Source organism: Nocardiopsis dassonvillei (genome assembly GCF_964273065.1).
GTDB classification, from domain to species: domain Bacteria; phylum Actinomycetota; class Actinomycetes; order Streptosporangiales; family Streptosporangiaceae; genus Nocardiopsis; species Nocardiopsis dassonvillei_B.
Window position 1 is genome coordinate 3,683,736 of sequence record NZ_OZ186815.1, and the last position, 16,455, is coordinate 3,700,190.

12 protein-coding genes and 1 tRNA gene are annotated in these 16,455 nt (G+C 71.6%); 4 read left to right on the plus strand and 9 right to left on the minus strand.

What is annotated here, in order from left to right:
* Nucleotides 1–84: 84 nt before the first annotated feature.
* From pknB to ACSUPR_RS16380, 7 genes are all read right to left on the minus strand, one after another.
* Nucleotides 85–1,902 (minus strand): Stk1 family PASTA domain-containing Ser/Thr kinase, encoded by a 1,818-nt coding sequence (gene pknB / locus ACSUPR_RS16350; RefSeq protein ID WP_436885479.1) that lies wholly within the window; start codon nt 1,900–1,902, stop codon nt 85–87.
* Between the two features lie 62 nt (nt 1,903–1,964).
* Nucleotides 1,965–3,443, minus strand: coding sequence for a serine/threonine-protein kinase (locus ACSUPR_RS16355; RefSeq protein ID WP_436885480.1), 1,479 nt, complete (start codon nt 3,441–3,443; stop codon nt 1,965–1,967).
* The gene (locus ACSUPR_RS16360; protein WP_436885481.1) at nt 3,443–4,897 is read right to left on the minus strand and encodes a peptidoglycan D,D-transpeptidase FtsI family protein; all 1,455 of its coding nucleotides are present in this window, start codon (nt 4,895–4,897) and stop codon (nt 3,443–3,445) included. Before ACSUPR_RS16360 ends, ACSUPR_RS16355 begins: the two co-directional genes overlap by 1 nt.
* Nucleotides 4,894–6,303: an FtsW/RodA/SpoVE family cell cycle protein gene (locus tag ACSUPR_RS16365; protein WP_436885482.1), complete on the minus strand. Its 1,410-nt coding sequence runs from the start codon at nt 6,301–6,303 to the stop codon at nt 4,894–4,896. Before ACSUPR_RS16365 ends, ACSUPR_RS16360 begins: the two co-directional genes overlap by 4 nt.
* A 6-nt stretch (nt 6,304–6,309) precedes the next feature.
* A complete protein-coding gene (locus tag ACSUPR_RS16370) occupies nt 6,310–7,704 on the minus strand; it encodes a Stp1/IreP family PP2C-type Ser/Thr phosphatase (RefSeq protein ID WP_436885483.1) in 1,395 nt (464 codons plus the stop codon).
* Nucleotides 7,701–8,213, minus strand: coding sequence for an FHA domain-containing protein FhaB/FipA (locus ACSUPR_RS16375; protein WP_436885484.1), 513 nt, complete (start codon nt 8,211–8,213; stop codon nt 7,701–7,703). The genes ACSUPR_RS16370 and ACSUPR_RS16375 overlap by 4 nt, the downstream gene beginning before the upstream one ends.
* A 298-nt stretch (nt 8,214–8,511) precedes the next feature.
* A complete protein-coding gene (locus ACSUPR_RS16380) occupies nt 8,512–9,270 on the minus strand; it encodes an FhaA domain-containing protein (protein ID WP_436892032.1) in 759 nt (252 codons plus the stop codon).
* A gap of 237 nt (nt 9,271–9,507) precedes the next feature.
* Here ACSUPR_RS16380 and ACSUPR_RS16385 point away from each other — a divergent pair.
* A tRNA-Leu gene (locus ACSUPR_RS16385) sits at nt 9,508–9,590 on the plus strand.
* Nucleotides 9,591–9,765: 175 nt separating this feature from the next.
* Here the strand turns inward: ACSUPR_RS16385 and ACSUPR_RS16390 are convergent.
* A complete protein-coding gene (locus ACSUPR_RS16390) occupies nt 9,766–12,150 on the minus strand; it encodes a beta-glucosidase family protein (RefSeq protein ID WP_436885485.1) in 2,385 nt (794 codons plus the stop codon).
* 270 nt (nt 12,151–12,420) lie between these two features.
* Here ACSUPR_RS16390 and ACSUPR_RS16395 point away from each other — a divergent pair, with 270 nt between their 5' ends.
* Nucleotides 12,421–13,035: a TenA family protein gene (locus ACSUPR_RS16395; protein ID WP_436885486.1), complete on the plus strand. Its 615-nt coding sequence runs from the start codon at nt 12,421–12,423 to the stop codon at nt 13,033–13,035.
* A gap of 216 nt (nt 13,036–13,251) precedes the next feature.
* On the opposite strand, the gene ACSUPR_RS16400 is transcribed toward ACSUPR_RS16395, so the two are convergent.
* Nucleotides 13,252–13,800 (minus strand): SSI family serine proteinase inhibitor, encoded by a 549-nt coding sequence (locus ACSUPR_RS16400; RefSeq protein ID WP_436885487.1) that lies wholly within the window; start codon nt 13,798–13,800, stop codon nt 13,252–13,254.
* Nucleotides 13,801–13,893: 93 nt separating this feature from the next.
* Between ACSUPR_RS16400 and ACSUPR_RS16405 the strand changes: the two genes are divergently transcribed.
* Together ACSUPR_RS16405 and ACSUPR_RS16410 are read left to right on the plus strand one after the other, a co-directional pair.
* Nucleotides 13,894–14,223 (plus strand): rhodanese-like domain-containing protein, encoded by a 330-nt coding sequence (locus ACSUPR_RS16405; protein WP_436885488.1) that lies wholly within the window; start codon nt 13,894–13,896, stop codon nt 14,221–14,223.
* 76 nt (nt 14,224–14,299) lie between these two features.
* The gene (locus ACSUPR_RS16410) at nt 14,300–16,348 is read left to right on the plus strand and encodes a PAS domain S-box protein (RefSeq protein ID WP_436885489.1); all 2,049 of its coding nucleotides are present in this window, start codon (nt 14,300–14,302) and stop codon (nt 16,346–16,348) included.
* Nucleotides 16,349–16,455 lie beyond the last annotated feature (107 nt).

A 16,455-nucleotide genomic window follows, 5' to 3' on the forward strand; every position in this document is an offset into this window, starting at 1 on the left:
ACCCCAGGGTCGGGCACGGAAGGCCTGTGAACGACGGCGGGGCCGCCCCTGCCGGAGCGGCCCCGCCGTCGTTCCCTCCCGCGCCTAGTCCCGCAGCGACGGTTCGAACACGAACCCCTCCTGGTCCGGCGGCTGCTCCCCCTCGGGCGGGGTCTCCCCGCCGGGATCGGTGGGCTGCCCGTTCCCGTTGCCGTTCCCGTTGCCCGGATCGGTGGGCGTTTCGGGCTGGGTCGGGGCGATCGCCACGGTCACGGTGACCGTCGTTCCCGGGGCCACCTCCTGGCCGGCCTGCATCGACTGGCTGACGACCGTGTTGGGCGGGTTGTTGGGGTCCTCCACCTCGTGGAAGGACGCCGTCAGCCCGCGCTCCGACAGGGCGGACTCGGCCTGGTCGCGGGTCATCCCCATCAGGTCGGGGACCTGGACGTTGCCCGGGCCGCTGGAGACGAACAGCCGGATCTCCGTGTCCGGGGCGACCGCGTTGCCCGCGGGCGGGTCGGTGTTGATCGCCTGCCCGGACGCGATGCTGTCGTGGTTCTGCTGCTCGGGGACGACGTTCGTGAACCCGGCGTTGTTGAGCGTGTTGATCGCGTCGGCCTCGCTCTGCCCCTGCACCGAGGGGATCTCCTGGGCGTCGGGGCCGCTGGAGACGTACAGGACGATCTCGTCGTCCAGCGCGATCTCCTCGCCGGCCTCCGGGTCGGTCTCGACGACCGTGCCCTCCTCGGCCTCGTCGTCGGCGCGCTGCTCGATCCTGACCTCGCTGAACCCGGCCTCTTCCAGCTCGGTCCGGGCCTCCTCGGCCGTCGACCCCACCACGTTCGGCACGGCCTGCGTCTCGGCCTCCCCCGGGCCCCGGCTCATCAGGAAGATCACCAGGATGATGGAGGCGATGACACCGATGCCGAGCAGGGACCACAACACGATCTTGCCCGTGTTGTTCTTCTTCTCGTCCTCGTAGTCGTCGTAGTCGTCGTACCGGTCGTCGTAGCGGTCCTCCGCGGGCGGCAGCATCGTCGTCGCCCCGCCGGCGGCCATCGCCATGTTGCCCGCCTGGGTGGGCATCCCGGCCAGGCCGCGCTGGATGTCGGCCCGCATCTCCGCGGAGCTCTGGTAGCGCTGGTCGCGGTCCTTGGCCATCGCCCGCAGGGTGATGTCCTCCAGCCACTCCGGCACCTGCGGGTCCACCTGCGACGGCGGCACCGGCTCCTCGCGGACGTGCTGGTAGGCGATGGACACCGGGGAGTCGCCGGTGAACGGCGGCCGCCCGGTCAGCAGCTCGTAGAGCACGCACCCGGTCGAGTAGATGTCGCTGCGCGGGTCCACGCGCTCGCCCCGGGCCTGCTCCGGGGAGAGGTACTGGGCGGTGCCGATGACCTGCGAGGTCTGGGTCATGGTCGCCTGGTTGTCGTCCATGGACCGGGCGATGCCGAAGTCCATGACCTTGACCTCGGCGTTGCGGGTCAGCATCACGTTCGCGGGCTTGATGTCCCGGTGGACGATCCCGTTGTCGTGGCTGTACTCCAGCGCGCGCAGGATGCCGTCGACGAGTTCGGCGGAGCGCTCCGGCAGGAGCCTTCGGTCGTCGTCGAGGAGCTCCTTGAGCGTCCTGCCGTCCACGTACTCCATGACGATGTACGGGATCGAGAGCCCGTCGATCATGTCCTCGCCGGTGTCGTAGACGGCGATGATCGCGGGGTGGTTGAGGGAGGCCGCCGACTGGGCCTCCCGGCGGAAGCGGGCCTGGAACACGTGGTCCCGGGCCAGGTCGTGCCTGAGAGTCTTGACGGCGACCAGCCGGTCGAGTCTCAGGTCTCGCGCGCGGTAGACCTCGGCCATGCCGCCGCGCCCGACGATGCCGTCGAGTTCGTAGCGCCCGCCGAAGAGCCGGGGTTGGGACATGTCGTGTACTGATCCTTGTTCTGGGCCCGCGTGCGGACCTTCTTACTCCGAGCGTCTGCCGCTCATGGCCTCGTCACGGCGGCGTCGTCGCCACCACCTCCGGGCGGGGGCTCGTCGCCTCCGCCTCCGCCGCCTCCGCCGCCCTCACCCGGGTCGGTGGTCCCGGGGTCGGTCTCCCCGTCCGTGGGTTCACCGTTCCCGTCGCCCGGGTCGGTCGTGTCGGGGTCGGTCTCCCCGTCGGTGGGCTCGGGGGTGTGGCTCGGGGTCTCCTCGGGGGTCGTCGGCGTGTAGTCGGGTGTGTAGTCGGGAACGACGGGCACGTCGGTGGACTCGTCCTCCTCGGGCTCGGGGGAGGGGGTCGGCGTGGGCTCGTCGACGGTGACGGGCGGCTGCTCGCCGCGCACGTTGTCCGCCCCGTCCGAGCGGTCGCCGCTGAGGTAGAAGCCCCCCAGGACGGCGGCGACGATGAGGACCGCCGCGCCGACCGCGGCGAGGATCACCGGCAACCCGACCCGCCGCTGGGACGCCAGCCTAGCGGAGCCGTCATCCTGACCAGGCGTTACGGTCTGCTGTCCGGTGGTGCGCCGGGGTGTGCTCCCCGTGGTGCGCCCGGAGTCGGGGACCGCGGCGACCACCCGGGTGGCGGCCACGCCGCCGAACCCGGCGGAGGGCGTGGGCGGTCCGGTGCCCGCCTCGGAGCGGATGACCGCGGCCATGTGGGCGACGTCGCCCGCGGAGGCGGGCCGGTCCTCGGGGTCCTTGCACAGCAGCAGGAACACCAGGTCGTCGAGCTCCGGAGGAACGTGCTCGGGCAGCGGCGGCGGCTCGTCGCGGGTGTGCGCCAGGGCCAGCGCGATCGGGCTGTCGCCGGTGAACGGAGGCTCCCCGGCCAGACACTCGTAGGCGACCACGCCGAGCGCGTACAGGTCGGAGGCGCCGGTGGCGGGCCGTCCCGACGCCTGCTCGGGAGAGATGTACTGGGCGGTCCCCATGACCATTCCGGTCTGGGTGAGGGTGACGGACATGTCGCCGCGGGCGATGCCGAAGTCGGTGAGCTTGAGCCTGCCGTCCCCGGTGACCAGCAGGTTGCCCGGCTTGATGTCGCGGTGCACCACCCCGCGGGCGTGCGCCGCAGCCAGTGCCTGGGCGGCCTGGCCGATGAAGTCGAGGGTCTCGTCCGGGGTGAGCCCGCCACGCTCCTTGAGGACCTGGGAGAGGGGCTCGCCCACCACCAGCTCCATGATGAGGAACGCCCGCCCGTCCTCCTCCCCGTAGTCGAAGACCTGGGCGATGCCCGGGTGGGAGAGGCCCGCGGTGATCCGCCCCTCGGTGCGGAAGCGCTCTCTGGCGGTGGGCTCGGCCATCTGCGACGGGTGCAGGAGCTTGACCGCGACGGGCCGGTTGAGCAGGGTGTCGGTGGCCTTCCAGACCGTGCCCATGCCGCCGGAGCCGATCTGCTCCTCGAGTCGGTAACGGTCGCTCAGAACGGTCCCGGCGAGCCCGCCGGGACCGTTCTGGGAAGGAGGTTCGTAGGTGCTCACTACTGAACCACTGCCTCCATCAGTGCTCGTGCGACCGGGGCCGCGAGTTCGTTGCCGCTCCCGCCGCCGAACTCCACCACCACGGCGACCGCGATCTGGGGATCGTCGGCCGGGGCGAAGCCGATGAACCAGTTGTGGGTCCGGTCGGTGCCGTTCTCGGCGGTACCGGTCTTGCCGGCCACCTGGATGCCCGGGATCGCGGCGTTGGTGCCGCTGCCCTCGGGCGCCGTGGTGACCAGGACCATCATCTCCGTCAGCATGTCGGCGGTGCGGGCGCTGACCGCCTCGGAGTGCGTCTCCGGGGAGGTCTGGGTGATCACCGACAGGTCGGAGTCGCGCACGGAGTCCACTACGTAGGGTCGCATGACCTCGCCGCCGTTGGCGATACCGGCGGCGACCATCGCCATCTGGAGCGGGGTGGCCTCGACATTGGACTGGCCGATGCCGGCGCGGCCCAGGATGCTCTCGTCGGTCTCCACAGGAGCGTAGCTGTCCACCACCGACAGCGGCACGGCCATCGGCTCCTCGGGGTTGAATCCGAACGCCGTCGCCTGGTCGCTGAGCGCCTGGCCGCCCACATCGATGGCCCAGTTCGCGAACGAGGTGTTGCACGAGATCTGGATGGAGTGCGCCAGGGTGTCGGGCTGCCCGCCGTTGCAGCTGCCCATGGCGTTGGGCAGCGGCGGACCGGATGGGAACTCGCGCAGGTCCGGTGCCTCCTGGGTGCTGTCCGGCCCGGCGTCCAGGTTCTCGATCGCCGCCGCGGCTGTGACCAGCTTGAACGTCGAACCCGGGGGGTAGCGCTCGTTGAGCGCCCGGTTCAGCAGGGGCTTGCGCTCGTCGTTCTCCAGTTCGACGTAGTTGGCGACCGAGTCGTTGGGGTTGTTGATGTCCACGACCGTGTTGGGGTCGTAGGACGGGTAGGAGATCGCGCCCAGGATCGCCCCGGTGTTCGGGTCGAGCGCGACCGCGGCGCCGTTCCTGCCGCCCAGCGCCTCGAACGCCTCGAACCCGGCCTCCTGCACCTCGGGCACCAGGGTCAGCTGCACCTGGGCGCCCTCCGGCTCGCGGCCGGTGATCATGTCGCGGAAGTTGCGCACGGCCAGCCGGTCGTCGCTGCCGTTGAGCAGGTCGTTCTGGGTGGCCTCGATGCCGGAGGCGCCGTAGTTGCGGAAGGAGCCCACGATCGGCGTGTACATCGACCCGCCCTCGTAGATCCGCTGGTAGCGGGCGGGCTCGCCCTCCTCCGCGATGTTCTCGGAGTAGGCGACGTTCTCCCCGGCCACCAGGATCGGGCCGCGGGGGGCGCTGGCCTGCTCGGCGTACTGGCGCCGGTTGAGCGGGTCGTCCTTGATCGCCGGAGCCTGGATGCCCTGGATCCAGGTGACGTTGACCATGAGCACCAGGAACATGAGCAGGCAGAAGATGCTCAGTCTGCGGATCGTCGTGTTCATCGTCGGATCACCTGGGTCGCGCCCTCGTCCTGGATCGCCTGCGGTGCCGGGCGGCGGGCGTTGTCGCTGATGCGCAGCAGGATGCCCATCATGATCCAGCTGGTCAGCAGCGCGGTACCGCCGGCGGACATGAACGGTGTGGTCGAGCCGGTCAGCGGGATGACCCGCGAGACGCCGCCGAGCACGATGAAGGTCTGGTACACGAGCACGAACGCCATGCCGCTGGCCAGCAGCTTGTTGAAGGTGCCGGTGGAGGCCAGGGCCACCCGCATACCGCGCTCCACCAGGATGAACAGGACCATGAGCACGGCCAGCAGGCCGGTCACGCCCAGCTCCTCACCGATGGAGGCGAGGATGAAGTCGCTGTCGGCGGCGAAGATGTCGGTGGGCCGCCCGGCGCCCAGGCCGGTGCCGAACAGGCCGCCGTAGGCCATGCCCACGATGCCCTGCACCAGCTGCTGGCTGCCGCCGACCGCCTCGTAGACCTCCGGTTCGAACGCGTTGATCCAGATGTTCACGCGGGCGCGCACGTGCCAGAACAGGAAGTGGGCGACGGTCGCGCCGCCCGCGAACATCAGCAGCCCCAGGGTCACCCACGAGGAGCGCTGGGTGGCGACGTACAGCATCGCCAGGAAGGTGCCGAAGAGCAGCAGCGAGGTGCCCAGGTCCTTGAGGACGACCAGCATGCCGATGGCGATCAGCCAGCCGACCAGGATCGGCGCCAGGTCGCGGGCGCGCGGCAGCTCGATGAGGGTGAACCGGCCGATCTTGATCGGCTTGCCCACGATCTGGAGCACCTGGCGCTTGCTCATCAGGTACGACGCCAGGAAGATGACCAGCGCGATCTTGGCGAACTCCGACGGCTGGAAGGTGATCGGGCCGATCTTGATCCACAGCCGCGCGCCGTACACCTCGTGGCCGATGACCGGCAGGGCCGGCAGGGCCAGCAGGACCAGCGCCACCAGGGCGCTGATGTAGGTGTAGCGCTGGAGGACCCGGGGGTCCTTCAGGAAGATGATGATGAGGAAGCAGAAGATCAGGCCCAGCGCCGTCCAGACCAGCTGCATCCCGACGCCGGCGCTCTCGATGTTCTCGTTCTCGACCGCGTTCAGCCGCCAGATCATGGCGACGCCGATGCCGTTGAGGAACAGCGCGCAGGGCAGGATGAGCGGATCCGCGTAGGGGGCCACGAAGCGCATCGCCGCGTGGGCGGCGACGGAGAGGGCGCCGAAGGTCAGGCCGACGGTCCAGGTCGCGGCCGGGACCCGGCCGTTGAGGTTCAGGCCGGCGATCGCGATGCCCAGCATCGTGATGAGGACCGCCACCACGATGAGGACCAGCTCGGCGTTGCGCCGTTTGACGGGGGGGAGTGCGGTGGGGGCCTCGGGTGCGGAAGTGTCACTCACCTGGCCTCACCCGCTTCCTTCCTCGGTCTCCGCGCCCTGTGCGCCCTCGGAGGCGGCGCCCCCGCGGAGCGCCTCCACGCGCTGGCGCGCGTCCTGGAGGTCGTCGGCGGGAATGTTGTTCTCGATGGACTGGCGCTCCCCGTCGGTCAGGGACTCCAGGGTGATCCCGGTGTCCTCGACCTCCTCGGACAGGCTGAACCCCGCGATGTCGGTGTCGATGCCGCGGTAGATCGAGACGTTCTGCCCCGACTCGGACGGGCCGATGAAGTACTGGGAGTCGATGTACTGGCGCCCGAAGTAGTAGCCCGCTCCGGCGACGAGGCCGACGATGACCAGGAAGCCGACGATCATCGGCCACCAGCGGCGGGTCCGGTACTCGGGCTCGTTGCCGCCGCCGCGCGGGCGCCGCGGGTTCGCGGGCTCCTCGTGGTCGGGGTAGGGCTGCTCCTCGTAGGGGGCGGCGTAGGCGCCGCCCGCCGGGGGGCCGCTCGGCGCCGGGGCCCCGGCGTAGGCCGGCTCGCCGCGGACCGGGTCCATCTCGGCGGTGTCGCCGCCGCCGGAGCGCACCTCCTGGGCCCGTCTCGCCGGGCTGTCCTGCCCCTGGGCGGCCACGTCCCGCCGCTGGTCGGCGGCGCCGACCACCTGGGAGGCGAGGGTGGGGCCCTCGCGGTCGCCCTCGGTCTCGATCACGTCGGCGATGACCGCGGTGATGTTGTCCGGGCCTCCGCCGCGGATGGCCAGGTCGATGAGCTTCTTGGCGGCCGTGCGCAGGTCCGTCTCGGTCGCCAGGGTCTCGTGGATGGTCTTCTTGCTGACTACGCCGGACAGGCCGTCGGAGCAGAGCAGGTAGCGGTCGCCGACCTTGGCCTCGCTGATGGAGATGTCGGGGTCGACCGGGCTCTTGCCGTCGAGGGCGCGCAGGATCAGGGACCGCTGCGGGTGGGTGGCGACCTCCTCCTCGGTGATCTTGCCCTCGTCGACGAGGGTCTGCACCAGGGTGTGGTCGTGGGTGATCTGCTCGAAGCGCGACCCGCGCAGCAGGTAGGCGCGGGAGTCGCCGATGTGGATGAGGGCGACCCGGGGACCCGACCACAGCATGGCGGTCAGGGTGGTGCCCATGTTCTCCAGCCGGGGCTCTTCCATGATCCGCCGGGCGAGGGAGGCGTTGGCCTGCTCCACGGCCTGCTGGAGGACCTCGGCCATGTCGTCGGCCCGGTGGTCCTCGGCGTCCAGGCGGCGGATCGAGGAGATCGCGATGGAACTGGCCACCTCGCCGCCCGCGTAGCCGCCCATGCCGTCCGCCACCGCGAGCAGGTGCTGGCCGGCGTAACCGGAGTCTTCGTTGCCTTCGCGGAGGCATCCTACGTCGGAGTACGCCGCGTATCGGAGAGCGATTGTCATTTGCGCAGTTCCAGGACGGTCTTGCCGATACGGATGGGCTGACCCACCGTGATGGGCTGGGGGCGGTTCAGCTTCTGTTGGCCGAGGTAGGTGCCGTTGGTCGAGTTCAGGTCCTCGACGAACCAGCGGCCGTTGTCGGAGTAGACGCGCGCGTGGCGGCCCGAGGCGTAGTCATCGGTGATGACGAGCGTCGAGTCGGGCGCGCGCCCGATGAGGATGGGCTGGGACGCGAGCGGCACGGTGGTGCCCGTCAGCGGTCCCTGGGTGACGGCGAGGATGCTGGGCTCGTTCCGGCGCGGGCGCTGGGGACGGGCCGGCGCGGCCCCCGAGTGGGAGGGGGTGCCGCCGCCGCGGGGCGCCGGCCGTGCGGCGGGACGCGGCTTCTTCCTCGGCTTGCGTTTGGAAGGACCGAAGAGGTCGGTGCGGACCACACCGATCGCCATGAGGATGAACAGCCAAAGCACCGCGAGATACGCGATCTTGATCAGTATGAGGGTCAAGTTGGACATCGAACTGCTCTTCAGCCCCTGTCGTGCTCCGGCCGGGGTGGCGGTCGTCGGCGCCGCCACCGTGTCTTCCCCACCTTCGTTCCGGTGAGTTGAGGTCGCTGGTCCGCGGCCCCTCGGGTCGCGGCCATTGTGCCCGATCGGTCGGGTCTTCGCGGAGACTACCTTCCCGGCCGGATATCCGACAGCGGGTCCGAATGGACCCGAACCCCGGACTTGACCTTTGTGACGCCGACGCGGCGGTGTTGGTTGCGCCCGGTTCGGGGCGGCCGGCCGGAGTCCTCGGTCACCTGTGTCCGGCTCAGTCGCGCCGGAAGGTCATGGTGGTGCGGCCGAGGCTGATCCTGGTGCCGTCCACCAGGCGGGCCTGGCGCACCTGCTGCCCGTTGACGAAGGTCCCGTTGGTGGAACCCTTGTCGACGAGGATGGCCTCGTCGCCGTCCAGGCGGATCTCCACGTGGTGGCGCGAGACGCCGTTGTCGACCAGGCGCAGGTCGCAGTCGGTGCCGCGGCCCAGCAGCGTGACCGGCGTGGTCAGCTCGAAGGACTGCTGCATCCCGTGGCTGGCGATACTGCCCTCGGCGGTGGCGCCGCCGGGGGAGATCAGCAGGCGCGGACGGCCCGGCTGGCGCTGGGCTCCCGGGGTGGGGTCGCCCACCGGGGTGCGGACCTCGCCCTCCTTGCTCACCATGGTTCCGCGCACCACGCCGGAGCGGATGCGGAAGCGGCCGGTCTTGAGGCCCTCGTCGGACCTGAAGTGCACCCGGACCGGACCGACGAACGAGTAGCCCTGTTCCGTGGCGTAGTCCCGGGCGAGCTTGGACAGCTCCTGGCCCAGGCTGTCCGCGTAGACCTCCAGGCGCTCCCTGTCGCTGGCCGCCAGTTCGACGATGAAGTCGTTGGGGACCAGGGTCCGCCCCTGGGCGACGATCGCGGCGCGCTCGTCCATCTCCCGCTGGACGGCGCTCGCCACCTCGACCGGTTGCAACTCGGACTTGAAGGCCATCGCGAAAGTGCCTTCGATCATGCCCTCAAGCCTGCGCTCGAAGCGCTGGAGCACTCCCACGAGCTACCTCCCTTTGTACTCCACATCCGTATGTGTAGACGATCGTAACCGGGCGATGGTGCCCCTGGTTTCATACGTACCCCCGCAAGAGGGGCGTCCGGGGCTCCCGGAGGGGCCCTGGGAAACGATGTGCGACCCACGCTGAGAGCGTGCTAGCCTTATGCATGTCGCCAGGGGGAACCGGACGAAAAGCCCGGATCACCTGGCAACATAACTGAATGCATGTCACTCGGGCGGGTGGCGGAACGGTAGACGCGCACGGTTCAGGTCCGTGTGTCCGAAAGGATGTGAGGGTTCAAATCCCTCCTCGCCCACAAGATACCCGGTGGAGATCGTGAGTCGATCATCACCGGGTTCTCTCATGCCCGGAGTCCGGTGCCCGCACCCCTCCGGGGGTCCCGTGGCCGCTCCCGGCCACGGGCGCGGCGCACGTCCACCGGACACCTCCGACCCTCCCCCTCCCCGTTGTCCTCCCCGCTCCCCCCGCCCTCAGCGGCCGGGACCCCCGGGCGCGGCGGCCTCCTCCTCGCCCGCCGGGTCCAGCCGCACCGCCGCGGTGAGGCGGCGGGTGTGGTCGACGGTGCGGGCGGGGCCCCGCAGGTCCACGGTGAAGGTGTGGCGCGGGTCCTCGGACGACGCCGCCAGTGACAGCTCCAGCAGGCCCGGGTCGACCGTGCGCACCCCGTCGGGTCCGGTGTAGGACGACTGGTCGGCGTGGACGGTGAAGTCCACGGCGCGCGCCTCCCCCGGTTCCAGGTCCACCCGCGCGTACCCCACCAGCCGCCGCACCGGCAGCGCCACCCGGGCCACGGGGTCGTGCAGGTACACCTGGACCACCTCGGTCCCGGCCAGGCGGCCGGTGTTGCGGACGGTGCAGCCCACGGTCACCTCCCCGTCGGTGGGGACGGGCACCGGGGAGCCGTCGGCGGGCCGGCCGTCGACCCGCGGGTCCTCCCAGGAGAACGAGGTGTAGGACAGGCCGTGCCCGAAGGGGTGGCGCGGGGTGGGGTCCACCGAGCTGACCTCGCTGCGCCGGGCCAGGGGTGCGCCCAGGTAGGTGGCGGGCTGGCCGCCGGGGGAGCGCGGGACGGAGAACGGCAGCCGCCCGCTCGGGCCGACCCGGCCGGACAGCACCCCGGCGATGGCGCCGGCGCCCTCCTCCCCGGGCATGAACGCCTGCACGACCGCGGCCGAGGCGTCGGCCGCGGCGCCCAGGGCGTAGGGGCGGCCGGTGATCAGCACCGCGACGACCGGGGTCCCGGTGGCCGCCAGGGCCTCCCACAGCTCCTGCTGGACCCCGGGCAGGCGCAGGTCCTCGGCGTCGCATCCCTCGCCCGAGGTCCCGCGGCCGAACAGGTCGGAGCGGTCGCCGAGCACCAGCACGCACACGTCGGCCTCCCGTGCCGCCGCCAGGGCGGCTTCGAACCCGTCCGTCTCCGGCCCGTCCACGGTGCAGCCGCGGGTGTGGACGATCCGGGTGTCGGGCAGTTCGCGGTGCAGCGCCTCGTACACGGTGGGGACGGGCACGCCCAGCGGGGTCCCGGGGTGGTTCCGCCCCACGTGGGCGGGGAAGGTGTAGCAGCCGAGCATGGCGTCGGGGGTGTCGGCGAGCGGTCCGACCAGCGCCAGTGTCCGCGGGGCGGACAGCGGCAGGACTCGGCCCGGGTTGTCGAGGAGGACGACGGAGCGCTCGGCCAGGGTGCGGGCCAGGGCGCGGTGCGGGGCCGGGTCGAGGTCGAGGGGGGAGTCGCCGGGGTCGGGGGACCAGCCGGGGTCGAGCATGCCCAGGGAGCACTTGTGCAGCAGGACGCGCCGGGCGGCGCGGTCGACCAGCGCCTCGTCGAGTTCCCCGGAGCGGACCAGGGCGGTGAGCCGGTCGCCGTAGCAGTGCGGGTCGGGCAGTTCGACGTCGACGCCGGACTCCAGGGCCAGGGCGCCCGCGCTCTCGGGGCTCTCGGCGACCCGGTGCAGGGTGTGCAGGAAGGTGACGGCGAAGTAGTCGGAGACGAGGGTGCCCTCGAAGCCCCACCGGTCGCGCAGCAGTTCCGTGAGCAGGCGGCGGTCGGCGGCGGCCGGGATCCCGTCGTTGTCGTTGTAGGACTGCATGACCGAGCGGGCGCCCTCCCGCACGGCCGCCTCGAAGGGGGGCAGGACGACGTCGGCGAGTTCGCGGGGGCCGACGGACACCGGGGCGTGGTTGCGTCCGGCCCGGGAGGCGGAGTACCCGGCGAAGTGCTTGAGGGTGGCGATGACCCCCGTGGACTGGAGCCCGCGCACGTAGGCGGCGCCGATGGTGGACACCAGGTAGGGGTCCTCGCCGATGGTCTCCTCCACGCGGCCCCAGCGCAGGTCGCGGGCGACGTCGAGGACGGGGGCGAGCCCCTGGTGGATGCCGAGCAGGCGCATGGTCCCGCCGATGTTCGCGGCCATGCGCTCGACGAGGCCGGGATCGAAGGCGGCCCCCCAGGCGGGGGGGACCGGGTGGATGGTGGCCCGCCAGGCGGCCAGGCCGGTCAGGCACTCCTCGTGGGCGATGGCGGGGATGCCGAACCGGTTCGCGTTCATGATCTCGCGCTGGCTGCGGACCAGGGAGGCGCGTCCCGCCGCCGGGTCCACCGGGGCGGTGCCGAAGGGGCGGGTGAGCTGGCCCAGCCCGTCGCGGATGACCTCCTCCCAGGCGAGCGGTTCACCGGAGGCGTCGTGCTGGTGGGGGGCGACCGGGGCGCCCGAGGCGTCGGCGCTGACCCAGACGCCGTTGAGCTGGGCGGTCTTCTCCTCCAGGGTCATGGCGGCGAGCAGGTGGTCCACGCGCTCGCCGTCGGCCAGGGAGGTGTCCCGCCAGGGGCCGTCCAGGGGTTCGGGGGGTGGGGTCATCGGGGGGTGCCCTTTCCGTGGTCCAGAAAGTTTCGGAAGTTTTATCGAAACCAATGGAACGAGAATGTACGTTCGGCGGGCATCCGGGTCAAGGTGGGAAGAGAGTTGAATCACAGGAGTGCGGAAGCCCTGGAGAAAGATCCCTGTTCATAGCGGTATGCGAGTGATGTGCCATGGGGAGGTCTCGCCCCGGGGCTCCGAAAATTTCGAGGTCGCGCGACGGCAGGGGCGCCCGTCCGGCCCGAAGCGGGCGGATGGCACACTGCGGACGTGGGAATCACCGAACGCCTTCACGAGATCGGGCGGCCCATGGTCGCCGAACAGCTCGCACACCCGACCGTCGCGGGTATCGCCCGCGGCGACCTCGACGACCGCGCCTTCCGCTACTGGCTGGAGCAGGACCACCTGTACCTGCTCGACTACGCCCGGGCCTTCTCCCGGCTCGCCTGGCAGGCCCCCGACGGCCACCTCGCCGACCTGGTGGGCATCGCGCACAGCACCCTCAACGAGGAACTCGAACTCCACCGGTCCCTGTCCGGGGAGTTCGGCGCCGACCTCACCACCCGCGAGAAGGGCCCGGCCTGCGCCGCCTACACCGAGTGGATCATCGACGCGGCCGCCGACTACCGCGACGGCCTGGCCGCCGTCTACCCCTGCATGTGGGGCTACAACCGACTCGGTATCGCCCTGGCCGAGAACCGGCCGACCGAGCCGCGCTACCGCCGCTGGGTGGACACCTACGCCGACCCCGGGTTCACCGAGCTGACCGAGCGGTACGGGCGGATGCTGGAGGAGGCCGACCCCGACCCCGAGCGGGCCGAGCGCTTCTTCCGCGAGGGCATGCGCCACGAGCTCGCCTTCTGGGACACCCCGTACACGGGTTGACCCCGGGTCTCCTCCCCCGCCGCCCGCCGCGCTCCGCAGTCCTCAGGGGACGGCCCGCGGCCGCGGCCTCACCCCCGCGGGCGTCCTGTGGCCGGCTTTCCGCCCCGGGCCCCCGCTCCGGGCCCCGCGACCACGGGAGCGCCCCCGCTCCCCGACGACGGAAGCGGGGGCGCGGGCCGACGGCCCGCACCCCCGCGAGGCTTCGCGAGCGCCCGGTCAGGGGGCGATGACCTCCTCCACCTCGGCGAAGCGCTCGATCTCGCAGCCGTTGCGCTTGTTGAACTCGGTGTCGATCTCGGTGCCGTCGATGCTGCCGGTCACCCGGACCACCTCGGGGCCGCCGATCTGCATCGTGCACATCATGTCGCTGGTGTCGAGCAGGAACGGTTCGGTCCCGACCTCCTCGATCTCCGCGCACGCGGACTCCGGGTCGGGGTGGTCGCCGCCGGCGGGGGCGCAGGTGAGCGTCCACGTCCCCTCCTCGAAGCCCGACTGGGGGGTCGGTCCCTCGTCGTCGCCGAGGGAGCGCTCGATGGTCAGTTCGGTGGAGGAGCCCTCGCCGGGCGCCTCCTGGGGGGCGTCGGTACCGTCCCCCCCGTCGGAGGGGGCATCCTGGTCGGGGGCGGAGGGACTGGATTCGTCGGATCCGGTTGCCGGGGTGCCCACCTCGGTGGGCTCGTTGCCGCAGGCCGTCAGGAGCAGGCCGAGGGCCGCGAGCGCGGCGAGGCGGGTCGGCAGGGCCGTCGCGAAGGTGTGCTGAGCCATGACGCTTGGACGCCGCCGCGTCACTCACGGTTCCCTCCCCCGGAAAAATCTCCGGAGGATTCCGGAGGAAACGGATCTACATGGGGGTCATGGATGTTCGGCAACGTGCCCGAGGTGGGCGTCACCGAGGTTCCCGCGGACGGATACCTGCTCGACGTGCGCGAGAACGACGAGTGGGCGGCGGGCCACGCCCCCGCCGCCGTGCACATTCCGCTCGGCGAGCTCAACGCCCGGGCCGGGGAGATCCCCCAGGACCGCAAGGTGTACGTGGTCTGCCGCGCGGGCGGGCGCTCGGCGCAGGCCGTCGCCGCCCTCAACAACGCCGGGTGGACCTCGGTCAACGTCGCCGGGGGCATGCAGTCCTGGGAGCGCGCCGGACTCGACATGGCGGCCGACGCGGACGCCGAGCCGAGGGTGATCTGAGTCCCATCGGGCCCGGAAAGCGATCGGATTGCCCAAAGCCCTGCCCCGCGGGGCCCTCGGGTGGCACTATGACGTCGTGAGTTCCGAGCGCGCGCCCCTCAGCGCCGCAGCCGTGCTGGCCTCCTCGGCGGACGCGGTGGTCGGTCTCGACAGTGAGCTCCGGGTGTTCCTGTGGAACCCGGCGGCCGAGCGACTGTTCGGCTGGCGGGCCGACGAGGTGCTCGGCGCCGCGCTGCCGATCGTCCCCGCCGAGTTGAAGGCCGAACACGGCGCGGTGCTCGAACAGGTGCGCGCCGGGCCCTCCCTCACCATCCACACCCGCCGCGTGCGCAGCGACGGCACCCCGATCGACGTGCGGATCAGCACCGCCGCCCTGCCCGACCCGGAGGGCGGGCCCGGCGGCTGGGTGCTCACCCTCTACCCCACGGACAACGAGGAGCAGGCGCACACCGCCGCCATGGAGCGCGCCCGGCTGGTGCGCCGCCTCACCGACGTGGTCGTCGACATCAACGCGGACCTGAGCCTGCAGTCGGTGCTGGACCGCATCTCCAGCGGCATCACGGAGTTGACCGGCGCCGACGCCGGCGGCTTCGTCCTGCTCAACGAGGACCGGGTGGAGCTGGTGAGCATCACCCGGCTCTCCGAGGAGCTCCAGGGCTACAGCGCCCCGCTGGAGACCAGCCTGTTCGGCGAGCTGCTGCGCAGCGGCAAGTCGGTGCTGCTCGCCAACGAGGACACCCGGGGCCTGCAGGACCTGGTCTGGGCCGACCTTCCCGGCCTGCACACCATCGCCCTGTGCGTGTCCAACGTGCACGGCCGCCCCTACGGGGCCCTGTACGCCCTCTACAGCCAGCGCCGGGTCGGCCACGTCGAACTCGAACTGCTGGAGCTGCTGGCCGCCCACGCGGGGGTCGCCATCGGCAACGCGATGGCCTACGAGGAGCTCAACCACCAGCGGGTGCACGAGAAGGCGGTCGCCGACTCCAGTGCCGACGGCATCGCCGTGCTGGACTTCGGCGGCCGGGTGCGCAAGTGGAACCGCTCGGCCGTCGAGCTCACGGGCTACTCGGCCGAGGTGGTGGAGGGCCGCCACCCGCCGTTCCCGATCCCCGCCTGCCACGGCCGCCCGATCAAGCACCGGCTCAAGGACGGGCGCTGGCTGGAGATCCTCATGGCGCGGATCCCCCGCACCCACGAGTGGGTGGTGGACTTTCGCGACATCACCGCGCAGAAGGCCATGGAGGACGAGCGCGAGGCGTTCCTGGCCACCACCGGCCACGAGCTGCGCACCCCCATCACCGCGATCCACGGGTTCGCCACCACCCTGATCCGCAAGTGGTCCCGGATGAGCTCGGAGGCCCAGCGGGAGGCGGTGAGCAACATCGTGGACCGGTCCACGGCGCTGACCCTGCTGGTGGAGCGGCTCAGCCTGGGCTCCGACGCCTCCCGGGGAGAGCTGGACGTCAACCCCGTCCCGTTCGAGCTGGCCCGGGTGCTGCGCCAGGCCGTGATGACGTTCCGGTCCCTGTCGGACCGGCACGACGTGGTGCTGAGCGCCTCCGGCGACCTGCCCACGGTGTTCGCCGACCCGCTGGCCACCGGCATCATCATGGACCAGCTGCTGGACAACTCCATCAAGTTCTCCCCCGAGGGCGGCACGGTGCACGTCGCGGTGGCGGTGGAGGGCGACACCGTCACGGTCTCGGTGGACGACGACGGCCCCGGCCTGCGGCCGGGCGACGAGGAGCGGGTGTTCGACCGCTTCTTCCAGGGCGGGGTGCGCGGCGACCGGCGCAGGTTCGGCGGCCTGGGGCTGGGGCTCTACATCGTGCGCAAACTCGCCCAGGACCAGGGCGGGGACGTCACGGCGCACAGGCTGGACCGCGGTACCCGCATGTGCTTCACCCTGCCGCTGCACCGGGGCGAGGGGCCCGGCCCGGAGGGAGGCGGGAGCGACGGGGAGGTCGTCGAACCGCCCGGGGTGGCGGCGGTCCGGGTCGGGGTGACCGGCCGGAGCGCGCCCCAGGGGCCACTCCCGTCACAGGAAACGCCGAAAATCTCATCCGGCCCCGAAGCCCTGCCACGCCAGCGATCCACGCGCCCCAAGGCCGGCCGGCCCCGGTGATTCACCGGGGCGTTGGTTTCCGTTCGAGGTGATCGGGGCATTTCCACCCCTGGCGGAATTCGCCGTCACACAACGGGCGGGTTCCGGACCGCACCACAGCACGAACT